This is a genomic window from Bifidobacterium colobi (genome assembly GCF_018555455.1).
GTDB classification, from domain to species: Bacteria; Actinomycetota; Actinomycetes; order Actinomycetales; family Bifidobacteriaceae; genus Bifidobacterium; species Bifidobacterium colobi.
Genome location: NZ_JAFEJU010000008.1, coordinates 26,234 through 40,092, shown reverse-complemented (window position 1 = coordinate 40,092; position 13,859 = coordinate 26,234). Strand labels below are relative to the sequence as shown.

Sequence of the window (13,859 nt, the reverse complement as noted above, 5' to 3'; positions counted from 1 at the left end):
CCATGACGGATGCCACTCGTACTGGGGCACGTGTTGCCAGCGTTGTGTTTGGCGTAGATGAGCAGTCTCAAGACGACGTAACTCTCCATCTTGAGCCCAACTCCACCCTAGAAGAAAAGTCCGCGGGGGGGGGTGCCCTAATCTAGGCTCATCTCTCAAGGATGTACAGGCCGTTTCCGATGATGTAAACGGCTCGGCAGGAACAACCTCATTCACCCGTGTACGTGAAATACGATCCAATGACGGAACGGGGAATATACGTGTTCGTTCCAGTCGTACACCTGTCTGGCAGGTGACATTTACCGCTGCGCTGATTGTGGTTGATGCTGCCATAATGCTGGCCTCTTGCGCTATTGTTCTGCTACTTTCCCCAAGATTGTTGCATGCGGTGACTCATGCCATGGTGAACGGCGGGATTGTCATTCCATTGGTGTTTGCGGGAACGTGGGTGCTGTGCCTGCTGTTTTCACACACATACCAGCATCACGTGATGAGCGAAGGATACAGCTTATACGCAAAAATTCTGACCGCATTATTAGCGGAGTTGGTGGTGCTATGCTCCGTTGGTTTTATTGCGAATGTGGAATTACCTCGTAGGCTTGTTGTTATTGCCCCGTTGATTGCTTGCGTTGCCACCTGCATTGAACGCTGGTTGATGAGACGTGCTCTGCATGCCAATCGTCGTAAGGGCGAATGCATGTATTCGACCCTCATAGTTGGTTCTCCTCAGGCAATTTGTCATGCAATACGTACATTGACTAGCGAAGGTGGAAAGGCTCTTGGATATAAACCTGTGGCGGTTTGTCCGATTGCACAGGCGAAGGCCTCCGCGGATGCAGATGCTGCGCAGTTTCTTGTTGATGCGTCCTTCGATGGCCAACAGTTGGATTGTAACCTGCAGATAATCCCTTTGAATGCCAAACTGCCACAGATTGCTCGTTCGAGGGGTGTAAGCGTGGTGCTTATTACCGATGTTCTTACCCGCGATTCCGAAACGATGCGCACATTGTCTCTGGCCGTTGAATCGCTGAATATGGAGCTTGCGGTTACTGCCGCAGTGGCTGATTTGGGAAGCGGGCACCTGGTGCTGCGGAGCAATACCTCCATGCCGGTGCTTTCTGCAGATTTACCGCAATATTCATGGCCGGTGAGATGTGTGAAGCGTCTTATCGATATTGTGGTAGCATTCATTGCTCTTATTCCTGCGTCAATAGTAATGATTGGTGCGGCTATAGCCATCAAATTTGAGGATGGCGGCCCGGTGCTGTATAAGCAGGAGCGCATCGGCTTGCACGGCAAGCCGTTCCAGTGTCTGAAACTACGTTCCATGCGTGTGCACGCAGACAAAATGGATGCGGCGTTGGCCCAACAGATGGGTGAGAACCATGGCATTTTGTTTAAACCGAAGAATGATCCCCGCATCACACGCGTAGGCAGAATAATACGCAAAACATCGATCGATGAATTACCTCAATTGATTAATGTGCTGCGTGGCGATATGTCTCTGGTGGGTCCCAGACCACAGCAACGGTATGAAGTGGAACAGTATGGTCCACTATATTCCACTCGTTTGCTTGTTAAACCAGGCATCACCGGCCCTTGGCAGATTTCAGGCCGATCGAACCTCAGCCAGGCTGATGCTGAATTCTTGGATGTGAATTACGTAGAAAACTGGTCGCTAATGACCGATTTGGCGATTCTCATCAAAACGGTTGCCGTGGTGATTCGTGGCAGTGGCGCGTATTAAACCGCTCATCGTTTTTTGATGAGCAGAGCATGATGCATTGAAGAAAGGAATGGTCTCTCTATGGCGTTTTTTGGTAAGCCTTCCAAGAAAACTGGTGGCACTTCACAATATGCGGGCAAGCATAACGGCAAGACGGCGCATCATGCCGCTGTTGCTTTGCCGAAAAAGCATCATGTGTGGCCTTGGATTGTACTTGTCGTGGTCTTGACGTTGTGTGCAGCTTTGGGCGCACTGGGCTATTCCATGTATCGACAGGCCATGAGCGCGAAGGCTCATCTGAATACGGTAATTGACACGGTGAAAACCGTCAAAGACGGCGATCTGACGACAACAGTGACGAAGCTTGACCCCATTGTGAACACCGTGCAGGCCGAGGCTTCGGCGGCAAAGTCCGATTTGAGCGGTTGGCAATGGGATATGGCCGAGAAAGTGCCGGTATACGGTTCCGACATCAAGTCGGTGCGCGTGGCTGTGGATGTGCTCGATGACTTTTCCCATCAGACTTTGCCGTTGCTGAATACCACGGTGAAGGACTTGATGAACGCCGATCTGAAAAGTGATGATGGGCAGCTCAATACTAAGCCGATTATCACTGCCGCGAATCGCATAACGAAGGCAAATAATCAAGTAAAGGCACAGTCGAAGCGTATCGAGAACCTGCCGGACGCTCACATCGGTCAGATTCAAACAGCGTTAAGCAAGGGAAAGACACAGTTTTCCAATCTTTCCGGCAAGCTCAACCAGCTTACGGGTGTCATCAACATGCTGCCGCCATTTATCGGATCGAATGGTGCCAGAAACTATGTGCTTATTGCCCAGACCAATTCCGAGATTCGTTCTACCGGTGGCCTGATCGGTTCCGTTGGTTCCGTCCATGCTGAGAATGGCAAGATTACGGTGGGCGACTTCCATTCAAACAAGGAGTTCCATACCGTCAATGTCGATCAGTATGTACAACAAGGTGATGCGGAGTTGTATGACAGCATTTGGCCGGGGCATATCACGAACGATTACACGATGATTCCTGATTTCCCGCAGCTGGCACAGTACATGGCCGAGAACTGGAAGCAGGAGTCCTTCGGTGGTGAATCGGATGGCGTGATGTCCATGGATCCGGTTGCATTACAGGCGCTTATGGGTGTTACCGGAAGTGTGACCATGCCAGATGGACGCGTACTCGATGGAACGAATGCCGCGGCATTTCTGCTTAACGGGGTCTATCAGGAAGTGCCTGTGGAACAGCAGGATGCATATTTTGCGTTGACGGCTTCCCAGACGGTTCACAATATGTTCTCGAAGATGGATGCGAAATCCATGCTGAAGATGGCAAAGACCATGATGAAGATGGCTGAGAAACGTCATCTGTATTTCTGGTCCTTCCATAAGGAGGATCAGCGGGCGTTACGTGACATGGGAGTGAGCGGCGAAGTTACCTCCGATGCAAAGAAGCCTGTGGTCGGCATGTATCTCAATGATACGAAGGCCACGAAGATTGACTATTACATTGACCGTAAGACCGTGGTAACGAAAACGGGTACAGCGGAAGATGGTTCAGCGCAATACCATGTTCAGGTTACCTTTACGAATACGTTGCCATATTCACAGGTCGGTTCATTGGCTACATACATTGTGATGGAAACTGGGGGAGCGGCACACAATGCTGTTGCTTTGTATGCGCCGGTCGGAGGATCCATCTCGAACATCGCCACTTCGAATGGTGATCAATTCGAGACCGTGCAGCGCAAGGATCGCATGGCGTACAACGGTCGCATCGTTATTGAACCGGCCAGTTCAGTCACTTTGGACTTTGACGTAACGACTGCTCCAGGTGCAGCCTCTCTTAAGTTCGATCAGACCCCGATGATTCGCGATGTCGATACCGTGTATGAGGGGAAGTGATTTCCATGAAGGTCCCAGAAAAAAGCATTTGTGTGGCAGTGGCCACACATAAGCCATACCGTATGCCAACGGATCCCATGTATCTGCCACTGCACGTGGGAGCGGCCTTGCATCCTGAGGTATGCGCGGACATGACCGGTGATGATACTGGAGACAATATCTCCGATCGTAACGGTTATTATTCGGAACTCACTGGTTTGTATTGGATGTGGAAAAACAGCCAAGCCGACTATAAGGGCTTAGTGCATTACCGGAGACATTTCGCCACGTTGAACCGATGGCAGCGTATAACCACGCATGACCGGTTCGATCGTGTAATCGGTTCCTCTGAGGTCAGCAGGCTTTTGGAGAACCATGACATTCTTGTGGCGAAACGGCGTGATTATTACATCGAAACCGTTTATTCGCATTACGCACACACATTCCATGCCGTGCAGTTCGATAAATGCCGCGAGGTACTGATGGAACTTGCCCCTGAGTATGTGCTTGCTTGGGATGATCTGATGCAGGCTCGCGGCGCGCATATTTTCAACATGTTCATCATGAGCGCTCAGAAATTTGATGAATATTGCTCATGGATGTTTCCGATTCTATTCGAGCTGGAACGCCGTCTGGATCCAGCTCAGTATGATGCCTTTCATGCTCGGTACCTGGGTCGCGTGAGCGAGCGTTTGCTTGATCCGTGGTTGGAGACAAATGGTTACTCGTACGCAGAGCTTCCTGTGGTGAGCCCCGAACCAGTGAACTGGTGGAAGAAGGGCATGGGCTTTCTTATGGCCAAGTTTGGCGGGAGGACTTATGACAAAAGCTTCTGAGCCTGGCCATGTCAAGATTCTCTATTACTCCGAAGGTTGGGGATTAGGCGGCATCGAACAGTTCGTTATGAACACGGTGCGGCATCTTGACGCCGATCGTTTTGTTTTTGATATCTTCTGCACGCATGATTGGAGCGATGCCCATGATGCTGAGATAAGGCGTCTTGGTGGACACCGCTATACGGTGTTCCACAACGAGAAGCCTGGTCTGGCTACACGTTTTAAGGCAAGCACCCGGGCTTGGCGACGGTTGCTCAAGGCCGGCGATTATGACGTGGTGCATATCAACACCATGAATGGTGTGGGCTTCGTCTACGCGCACATCGCCAAACAGGAAGGCGTCCCGGTACGTATTGTTCATTCTCATAACTCCGATTTCGGCGAGGGGTCGCGTGGCATTAAAACCATTGCCCACAAGCTCGGCCGTATGCTATGGGGTGATTCCGCTACGGTACGTCTGGCATGCTCGCAAATCGCAGGCGAATATCTGTTCGGCAATAAGCGGTTCGAAATCATCAAGAATGGGATCGATACCGAACGTTTTCGCTTTAATGAGGGCGTGAGACGTGAGACCCGGCGCATGCTCCATATTGCCGATGATGAGCTGTTGTTCGGTGCGGTGGGACGCCTGGCGCCCGCCAAGAATCCGTTGTTTCAGGTAGACATTTTGGCTGATCTGCTTGCCAAGGATGCACATGCGAAACTGCTGTTGGTCGGTGATGGCCCTATGGCGGAGGAAACCAAGCAATATGCTGAAAAACATGGTGTAGCAGATGCGCTGATCATGCCTGGGCCAACCAATACTCCGGCACCCTACTATTGGGCGCTTGACGTATTCACCATGCCCAGCACGTTCGATGGCTTTGGCATGACCTGTATCGAAGCCATGTGTGCCGGTCTCCCGTGCATCCGCTCCATCGAGACCCCGAAAATCGGGATTGAAGGAACCATTGAAAAACAGCTTCCTCTGGACGATGCGTCTGAATGGGCGAAGTCTGTACTCAAAATGTCACATCATCGGTATCAGGGCGATGAGCTAGTTGATTTAGCCGGATATGGATCAAAAAAGACAGCTAATCGGCTTATGCATCTCTACCAGGAGGCCTACTCGAAATCCAGATGAGGCGACGTGTTGTTTATCTCGGTGACTTCTTTATTTGTTGATTCATACTTCCAAGAAAGGAAAAGGGCATGGCTAATATTGCGCTAATTATCGCTGGCGGTAAAGGTGCCCGTATGGGGCAGGACATTCCCAAGCAATTCCTCAATGTTGAGGATAAGCCTGTGATTATGTATACGTGTGAGGCGTTCCAAAATCATCCGATGATTGATGCGATCGTGGTGGTATGCATTGATGGCTGGGAACGTATCCTCGACACATATGCAAAGCAATTTGGCATTACGAAACTGCGTGCCGTAGTGACTGGTGGTCATAACGGGCAGGATTCGATTAAGCGTGGTATTGATGCGATTGCCGAGCAATTCGAACCGTCTGATTTGGTATTGGTTCATGATGGAATTCGTCCGATGGTTTCGCGCGACGTAATTACGGATTGCATCCGAACCACGCAACTACACGGATCCGCGATTACGTGTATTCCAAGTGTTGAGGCTTTGCTCAAAACGGATGACCATGAGTCATGCGGTGAGATTGTGGATCGCAATATCATTATGCGTACGCAGACTCCGCAGGGATTCCCTTTGCAGACCCTGTTGGACATGCATCGGGAAGCCGCCGAACGAGGCATTACGAACTCTGTTGCGTCATGCACGCTGGCGATTGAGCTGGGGCGTGAAGTCTTTATCTCGCATGGATCGGAACGGAATCTGAAACTCACCACGGTTGAAGATATCGATTTATTTAAGGCTTTATTGCATGCTGAACGTTCTTCATGGTTGAAGGGTGGGGTACGTTGACAAATATAGCCGTTGGTTCGTTGCCTGATAGTGCTGCGAATGGCGTAGTCGATGCAGAATGGTGGGACGGGAAACGCGTCCTTGTACTGGGTGCTTCCGGATTAATTGGCGCTGCTATTGTTCGTTGTTTGGCATCACTGCGTACAAACATGAAACTCAATGTCAGCGTGTGTGCTTCAGGACGCAATCTCGGTCGGCTGAATGCTTTGTTCGATGAGTTGGAAGGTGTGTCTACGCTGCAATGCGATGTGACAAAGCCTCTGAATTCGGACTTGCATTGTGATGTTGTTATTGATGCAGCTTCTCCAGCTGGTCCTTCTGCATTCTCCAATGATCCGGTGGGCGTGATGGATGCAAACATACGAGGTGTATCGAATGCTCTGGATTATGTGAAGAATCAGGAGAATGGAATCTTGCTGTATATTTCCAGCGGCGAAGTATACGGTTTTGTGGATGCGCCTCATTTGATGAAGGAAAATGAAGCTGGTTTTGTGGACACACTTTCACCGCGGTCCTGCTACCCATCGGCAAAACGTGCGGCTGAAACGTATTGTGCATGCTATCGGGAACAATATGGCGTAGATGTGCGTATCGCTCGTCCAGCGCACATATTTGGACCCGGCTTTAAGCCTGATGATAGTAGGCTTGCCGCTACATTTTTTGTGGATGCGTTTAATAATTGCGATATCGTGCTGCGCAGTAGTGGCATGCAACAGCGAACGTTCACATACATTGATGATTGCGTCACCGCACTTCTGGCTATTGTGAGCAATGGAAAAGCCGGTGAAGCATACAATGTCAGTAATGCGGGGAATGATGTCGCTCTCCGTGATTTCGCTGGAGTAATCGCTCGTGCTGGCGGAGTTAACTTGAGGGTTCCTGCAGAGGCTTCTGAATCCGGAGCTGTCCGTGCATCAAGTCTCGATGACTATAAGCTTCGAGGTCTTGGCTGGTCGCCGCAATACACCATTGAACAAGGTGTCAGGGAAACCTTCCGATGGCTTCATGGAGAGGCTGTGGTGGGCGGGGAATGAAATCATTGAGCCGTTTCCGTCTCGTATACGCGAAGCACATGGGTTTTTTCCGTAACGCTATTTGGCAATATGGTCTTCAACTAGTGAAATACCTGTTGCCTTTGGTGACTTTGCCTTATTTGACCAGAGTTCTGGAACCACAAGGATACGCTGTATATGCATATGTGCTTTCCTACATGTCTTTTGCGCAGGTCATCATCGATTTCGGGTTTAATCTCTCTGGCACTAAGGAAATCGCCACAGCGCGGGATATCAGGGAATGTAACCGTATTATCGGATCTATAACGCAAGCGCGACTGCTGCTTTGTGTATTGACAGGAATCGGTTGTGTGATTATCGGATTATTCATTCCGATAATACGTGAGAACTTCGCCTATATGCTGCTCTCATTTGTCGCCGTTTGTGGACGTGCTCTTGCACCGGATTTTCTATTTCAGGGCAAAGAACAAATGGGGCCGATTACAACTCGGTATCTTGCGTCGAAAGGTGTATCGACACTGCTGACGTTTGTGGTCGTGCATTCTGTTGCCGATCTGTTGTGGATACCGGTTCTGGATATTGCCGCCAGCATCATTGCCCTAGTGTGGTCGTTCAATGCTGGGCGCAGACTGTTCCACACAGGCATTGAATGGGTCGATGCGAAAACCTGCTTTAAAGAGCTTGCTATATCCGGGTATTATTGCTTTTCCAATGTTGCGTCAACGTCATTTAATGGATTAGCTACGCTGATCATTGGTGCAGTGTTGGTCGATAAGGCGCAAATTTCCTATTGGTCTCTTGCAATGACGGTTGTTGCGGCTGTGCAGGCATTGTACATGCCTGTGGTCAACAGCCTTTATCCTCACATGGTTAACACCCGTGACTGGCATTTCGCAAAGAAGCTAGCGATTATTTCGATGCCGGCCGTCGTGCTGTTATCGATTTTCATTTGTATTTTTTCAGGACCGATCATTCAAATTCTTGGTGGTGATGCCTATAACGAGGGAACCATCGTGATAGTTTTCGTTGCTCCTGTGCTTCTATTTTCCTATTATTCACTGCTTTTAGGATGGCCGATTCTAGGTGCTCTCGGAAGAGTTAAAGAGTTGACTATGACTACCGTCATTTCCGGTGTAATCAACATTGCATTGTTGGGAATATTAGCTGGTGCTCGTGTGGAGTCAGTATTGGCTTTTGCGGTTATTCGTTCATTGGCTGAATTGACGCTATGTGGGCTTCGATTTATCGAGTGCATGAAAGCTAGAAACGGTTTGGAAGATAAGGTGAAAAAATGAATGGTGATACTTTAAACACCATGAAAGAATACGATGTAAGCGAAAAACATTGTTTGAGCCTTGATGAAATTCATCATGTCGAACTGGATATGCTGATTGCTTTTCGTGATTTCTGCGATTCTCATGGCCTTGATTATTCCTTGTATGGAGGAACACTACTCGGAACAGTACGTCATAATGGGTTCATTCCTTGGGATGATGATGTGGATGTAGCAATGCCCCGTCCCGATTATGAACGCTTGATTGCGATGAAAGATTCCGTTGAGTCGGAAACCGGGCTAGTACTGTCTCCCTATGGTGATCTTACCTTTGAGGAAACCCCAGTATTGAAGTTGCTAAACCAAAAGTACCGTACTAATGATCAGGCGGGTACATCATTCATTTGGATTGATGTTTTACCTATTGATGGAGTCCGTGCGGGAAATGTGAGGCATTTGTTTAAAAGAGTTCACTGGTATCAGAGAATTATATTCCTTGCATATTCGGCGGAAGAATCACCGAAAGGTAAGGTTCGCACCATGTTGAAATCTCCTATTAGATGGTTGGTGCGAAAAATAGGGCTGCAACATGTTGTTGCTCGTAAACTTAGGTCAATTGGGCTGGAAAACAGTTATGCATTAAGTCCTTACGTGGGCGCTGTTACCTTGGGGCAGTATGGAGCTGGGGAGCGTATTAAACGTAATTTATTTGTCAATAAAATATTCCTCATGTTTGAGGGGGAACAGTTTCGTTGTATTGCCGGATATGACGAGTATCTCGGAGGAATATACGGAGATTACATGAAGCTCCCTCCGATGGAGCATCGGATTACTCACGATTTAAAGGTGTATAGAACGACTGAACCTGTTTAAAGGGTATATACCCATCATCGATTTGACCGATTAAGGAAAGAAACATGCTCTATTACATACTCTTATTAGCGGTATTGCTGTGTCTCACCGTTGTTGCATTCCTCGTAGGAGGTAAGGAGCTGCTTGCTCCAATCACAATTATGCCAGCAATGTTTTCCGTAGTGACCGTGCTGGCCATGATTGGCATGTTCACTTGGAATACAGTGCAGTTGAAGAGTGATGGTTTCTTCATAATCAGTCTAGGCTGCTCAGTATTCGTCATAGGCGGTATTATTGTGCAGCGGTTACCGTACTCGTCCGTTGGAGCCTCCAATCGTGGTGACAATGATGCTCAGGATGTTTTTGAATGGAAGCAGGGGATTGCCACTTGGAAGTGGATTGTTTTAATAGTTTTATTACTGGTTGCTTTGGGTCTATTCGTAGCGGACACATATCGCCTTGGGCGGGCTATGGGTATAACTGATTCTAATTATTTGGTTATTGCAAAGCAGGTTCACCATCAATATGCCACTTATTATTCAACGTCGAATGTGCGAGTTGGTGAAGGATATAGTGTAATTACCAAGCAGTTTGAAAAACTGGCGATTGTTAGTGGTTTCATTGGTGCCGGTATGCTGACCATAGGTGTAAAAAGTCATCCGACAAAGAAGACCTTCGTGAGAAATGTACTTTTACCAACTATCGTCCTTGTTTTGTCATGTACTTTTATTTTAAGTGGTGGATACCGCAGCTGGGTCATGCGTTTCGCTATGGCAGCACTCATCGTATCATTCATCGTTGATTGCATGCGGACCGATAATGCTGCAAAAGTGTCGTTGCGGTATGCGCTGGTTTTGATTCCACTTGGAATTATTGCGTTTGCCTTGTTCTATCTCAGTGGTGTTGTCCTAGGAAGGGCAGGATCCCATGGAATCATTGAATACATTAGTTTTTACTTTGGCGCTGGAATACCGACTTTGCAGACCGGAATTTCCGGTGATGTCAAGATTGATGCCCCAGGGAGCTTGACTTTTTATGGTATTAGTCTTCTCCTCTACAAAGTTGGAATCATAGATTACCTTCCTGGATACTCGGCATTCTGGGTCAATCTTGGCGGGCATAGCTCTAATGTTCCTACGTGTTTTTTCAGGTATTTCTACGATTTTGGTTATGCTGGTGTGCTTATATTTGGCTTACTCCAAGGAATAGTGTTCTGCGGACTTTATCTTTTGGTGAAGAAATATAAGTCAACCACGTTGCTTCTCTTGTTCTCGCTTATCTATGCTTATCTTATTGATTTAGTTCGAGAAGAATTCATATTTAGTCGAATGATTTCAAGCAATATGATTCTTAACCTTATTTTGCTGGTAGCGCTTTCGTATTGGCTAACAAATCCGGTAATGAAGCAATTAATTTCCCGTTGCAAAATGGTCATCGAAAGGCATAGTAGCCGTAACTCAGAATAATTGTCTTTTATTTCGGTAATCTATTGTTCTATTGATGAAGGAAACAGCTATGCAGGGGAAGCTTAAGAATGGGTCCGTAACAATAAATGATCCTGCCGGATCGGGGCGCCGTGATCCCGCCATCGATGTATTGAGATGTTTGGCGATACTGCTTGTCTTATCTTTGCACTCATTGCGGTATGCTGTGCCTTTGGCCAATGGAGCGGATCCCGGGTTGGTTTCCGCTAGTCAGCTGTTGGCGTCTGCCATTGTGGGGCTTTCCACACTGGGTGTCCCGTTGTTTATCATGATCACTGGTTATCTTCTGCTCCATCGTGAATACACGAAAGAATATATGCATAGGTTTCTGCGGCGAAATGTGCTTCCTCTGCTTATTGCTTTTGAAATATGGAATGCATTAACTGCAGTGGTACATTACAACCTGTACAACGAATGTAGGTTTTACCGGTTGGTTAAAATCCGCGTTATTCCTTGGTCGTGTGCCCATGGGACATATGTGGTATCTGCAAGCAATTGTTGGAGTATACCTTACTTTGCCGTTACTTGCTGTGATGCTGCAATGGTGCAAGCGTAATCACATGATGAAATACCTTATTTATATTTCGGCAGGCATTCTTTGCTTATATTCGCTTATTCCAACCGTGCATAAAATGTTGGCTCTTAGTGGAAACGCATTCACGTATATCCCTAAGTTTTCCTTCCTGGTGATGACTGGTGATTTCACATTCGTGCTTTATCTGGTTGCTGGATGGGCGTTCCATGAATATCGTGATCGTCTTATGCGAGGAAACGCAGTGCTATTGAGTGGTCTTGTTGTCTGTTGCGTAGCGCTACTTGTTGTTTCGGCATATTACTGCAATGTTCAGGGAGACCCGTTTGAGCCAGGGCTATGCTTCCTGACTATCATTCTCGCATCAATTGCGGTATTTGGTGTGGTTATACGTATCTTGGCAAAAGCAGTGTTATCGCAGCCTGTCAAACATGCGGTGAATGTCGTGGCGCGATATTCGTTTGGCTTGTATGCCATCCACCTACCTATTATGAGCGTTCTCAATAAGGTGCAGATCATCCCCTTGCATGGTTGGCTGTTGTATCTCGCTTATTTTGCCGTAAGCTTTGTGTCATCTTTGGCTATAGTATGGCTGCTCTCCAAGAATCGAATCATCGCTAGATATCTATTGCTAATGAAATAGAGGTTGGCTCCGTCTCATACGGTGTATGAGACGGAACTGAACGCCTCACCTGCACCCAAATCGCCTTACGGCTCGTCAACTCCATCGAATACGCGGTGGCCGAACGACTCTACGACGGTGACGCGTATCTCATCGCCTGCGAGCTCGGTCTTACCGTCCAGATCGAAAAGGCTACGAATGCATACGCCATGGAGAATGAGGCGACTCTATGATCCGATTTCTTTTGTTTTATGGTTGTTACTCATCGATTCCGTTCTTCTATATGCTGATTTTCGGAATTTTCAACATATAGAAGGGTATATTTGTATTTCAAAACATCGATACGAGGTGAAACGAGGTGATAGAGGAATGGACTATAAAAGCATCAGGCAGACCATCAGCATGTCCCAATCCACGCAGAAGCCCACCGAACTGGCTCAACGCGAATACGAGATGCGAATCAACGGATGGTCCACGTTCCGTTCCGGAATCACGTTCGACGGACACGAGATGTTCGCCGTGTGTTTCAGAGAACTCAGCACCGCGCTCGACACCGTGAGGGAACTCGAAGGCAGCGTGGAATCACTATGGGATGGGCTGCCGAACCTCGCGAAACGCGCCTACCTGTTCGACCTCATCGGAGCCGAGGTGCAAAGCACCAACACCATCGAAGGAGTACACACCACACGCAAGGAGATAGCCGACGCGCTGGAATCGGCCGCGAGCGAAGGCCCTCACAAACGACTGACCGAATTTGCGAAGCTGTTCCTCGGATTGTCCGGCGAGGAAGGCAAACGATTGGAACTTCCTCAGGAGCTCAAGGACATCAGAGCCATCTACGATCAGGTCACGGACGGAGAGATATCCAACAAGGACAAGCCGGACGGCATACTGTTCAGGAAAGGCACCGTCTCCGTATGGGACGACGGCAACGGCCGCAAGCTCCACGACGGCGCATACCCTGAATCGGAAATCCAGGTGCAGCTCACCAGATGGATTGCCCTGCTCGCCAACACGGGTATACCACCGGTGCTCCGGGCCGTGATGTGCCATTACGCCTTTGAATACATCCACCCGTTCTACGACGGCAACGGCAGGACGGGTCGCTTCCTTCTGGCATTGCAGTTGAGCAAGCATCTGAGCGTCCCCACCGCCATATCCCTCAGCCCGGTCATAGCTGACGCCAAAGGCCAGTACTACAAGGCGTTCGATGACGCCCAATTCCCGCTGAACTGCTCCGACGTTTCCCTGTTCTGCTACCGGATGGTGAAGTTCATCATCACGGCGCAGAAAAACATCATCGCCGACCTGGGGAACAAATGGAACACACTGACGGCGGCCGATAACAGACTCGGCGAATACGCGGGGAAGAACCACCTGACCGAGAACCAGAAGGACATCCTGTTCTACCTGCTGCAGGTCGAATTGTTTGACAACGACCCGCATCCGGTCTCCCGCAGGGGACTCTCCATGTGGCTCGAAGTGGGAAGCACGAAGCTCATGACGGCAGTCAAGGGGCTTCTCGCCCTCGACCTCCTGCAGGAATACGGCAAACGGCCGATACGTTATTCACTGTCGGAAAAGGCTCGCGACCAATTCCTGCAATAAAAAATGTCTCGCCAACGCTACCAACGTCAACGAGGCAATGCCGGGTAATGCTACCAACATCCCATCCGGCAAAGCCGACAGCCAATAACAACCAACC

Annotated in this window: 11 protein-coding genes and 1 pseudogene; all 12 read left to right on the top strand. The window is 48.7% G+C overall.

Annotated elements, in window-relative coordinates:
* The first annotated feature begins 292 nt into the window (after positions 1 to 292).
* The 12 genes and pseudogenes from JS530_RS09550 to JS530_RS09495 all read left to right on the top strand — a co-directional run bounded on the left by JS530_RS09550 (position 293) and on the right by JS530_RS09495 (position 13,762).
* The gene (locus tag JS530_RS09550; RefSeq protein ID WP_214376935.1) at positions 293 to 1,747 is read left to right on the top strand and encodes a sugar transferase; all 1,455 of its coding nucleotides are present in this window, start codon (positions 293 to 295) and stop codon (positions 1,745 to 1,747) included.
* 60 nt (positions 1,748 to 1,807) lie between these two features.
* Positions 1,808 to 3,646: a DUF4012 domain-containing protein gene (locus tag JS530_RS09545; RefSeq protein WP_214376934.1), complete on the top strand. Its 1,839-nt coding sequence runs from the start codon at positions 1,808 to 1,810 to the stop codon at positions 3,644 to 3,646.
* 5 nt (positions 3,647 to 3,651) lie between these two features.
* The gene (locus JS530_RS09540) at positions 3,652 to 4,461 is read left to right on the top strand and encodes a DUF4422 domain-containing protein (protein ID WP_214376933.1); all 810 of its coding nucleotides are present in this window, start codon (positions 3,652 to 3,654) and stop codon (positions 4,459 to 4,461) included.
* Positions 4,445 to 5,584 (top strand): glycosyltransferase, encoded by a 1,140-nt coding sequence (locus tag JS530_RS09535; protein ID WP_214376932.1) that lies wholly within the window; start codon positions 4,445 to 4,447, stop codon positions 5,582 to 5,584. Before JS530_RS09540 ends, JS530_RS09535 begins: the two co-directional genes overlap by 17 nt.
* A gap of 68 nt (positions 5,585 to 5,652) precedes the next feature.
* The gene (locus JS530_RS09530) at positions 5,653 to 6,378 is read left to right on the top strand and encodes an IspD/TarI family cytidylyltransferase (RefSeq protein ID WP_214376931.1); all 726 of its coding nucleotides are present in this window, start codon (positions 5,653 to 5,655) and stop codon (positions 6,376 to 6,378) included.
* Entirely contained in the window at positions 6,354 to 7,412 is a 1,059-nt protein-coding gene (locus JS530_RS09525; RefSeq protein WP_214376930.1) for an NAD-dependent epimerase/dehydratase family protein, read from the top strand. The genes JS530_RS09530 and JS530_RS09525 overlap by 25 nt, the downstream gene beginning before the upstream one ends.
* Complete coding sequence (locus JS530_RS09520) at positions 7,376 to 8,686, top strand: oligosaccharide flippase family protein (RefSeq protein ID WP_214376929.1); 1,311 nt, start codon at positions 7,376 to 7,378, stop codon at positions 8,684 to 8,686. Before JS530_RS09525 ends, JS530_RS09520 begins: the two co-directional genes overlap by 37 nt.
* Entirely contained in the window at positions 8,683 to 9,537 is an 855-nt protein-coding gene (locus JS530_RS09515) for a LicD family protein (RefSeq protein ID WP_214376928.1), read from the top strand. Before JS530_RS09520 ends, JS530_RS09515 begins: the two co-directional genes overlap by 4 nt.
* Positions 9,538 to 9,581: 44 nt before the next feature.
* On the top strand, positions 9,582 to 10,982 hold the full coding sequence (locus tag JS530_RS09510) for an O-antigen polymerase (RefSeq protein WP_214376927.1): 1,401 nt from the start codon (positions 9,582 to 9,584) through the stop codon (positions 10,980 to 10,982).
* A 34-nt stretch (positions 10,983 to 11,016) separates the two neighbouring features.
* Positions 11,017 to 11,388, top strand: a pseudogene (locus tag JS530_RS11125) (acyltransferase family protein); the annotation flags it as partial.
* Positions 11,384 to 12,175 (top strand): acyltransferase family protein, encoded by a 792-nt coding sequence (locus tag JS530_RS10845; RefSeq protein ID WP_281067698.1) that lies wholly within the window; start codon positions 11,384 to 11,386, stop codon positions 12,173 to 12,175. The pseudogene JS530_RS11125 and the gene JS530_RS10845, both read left to right, overlap by 5 nt.
* Positions 12,176 to 12,523: 348 nt before the next feature.
* Positions 12,524 to 13,762 (top strand): Fic family protein, encoded by a 1,239-nt coding sequence (locus JS530_RS09495; protein ID WP_214376924.1) that lies wholly within the window; start codon positions 12,524 to 12,526, stop codon positions 13,760 to 13,762.
* The last annotated feature ends 97 nt before the right edge of the window (positions 13,763 to 13,859 follow it).

What these genes read in the sequence shown, in the direction of transcription:
- JS530_RS09545 (WP_214376934.1), top strand. Translation starts at nt 1,808, where the DNA reads ATGGCGTTTTTTGGTAAGCCTTCCAAGAAAACTGGTGGCACTTCACAA.
- JS530_RS09540 (WP_214376933.1), top strand. Translation starts at nt 3,652, where the DNA reads ATGAAGGTCCCAGAAAAAAGCATTTGTGTGGCAGTGGCCACACATAAG.
- JS530_RS09535 (WP_214376932.1), top strand. Translation starts at nt 4,445, where the DNA reads ATGACAAAAGCTTCTGAGCCTGGCCATGTCAAGATTCTCTATTACTCC.
- JS530_RS09530 (WP_214376931.1), top strand. Translation starts at nt 5,653, where the DNA reads ATGGCTAATATTGCGCTAATTATCGCTGGCGGTAAAGGTGCCCGTATG.
- JS530_RS09525 (WP_214376930.1), top strand. Translation starts at nt 6,354, where the DNA reads ATGGTTGAAGGGTGGGGTACGTTGACAAATATAGCCGTTGGTTCGTTG.
- JS530_RS09520 (WP_214376929.1), top strand. Translation starts at nt 7,376, where the DNA reads ATGGCTTCATGGAGAGGCTGTGGTGGGCGGGGAATGAAATCATTGAGC.
- JS530_RS09515 (WP_214376928.1), top strand. Translation starts at nt 8,683, where the DNA reads ATGAATGGTGATACTTTAAACACCATGAAAGAATACGATGTAAGCGAA.
- JS530_RS09510 (WP_214376927.1), top strand. Translation starts at nt 9,582, where the DNA reads ATGCTCTATTACATACTCTTATTAGCGGTATTGCTGTGTCTCACCGTT.
- JS530_RS09495 (WP_214376924.1), top strand. Translation starts at nt 12,524, where the DNA reads ATGGACTATAAAAGCATCAGGCAGACCATCAGCATGTCCCAATCCACG.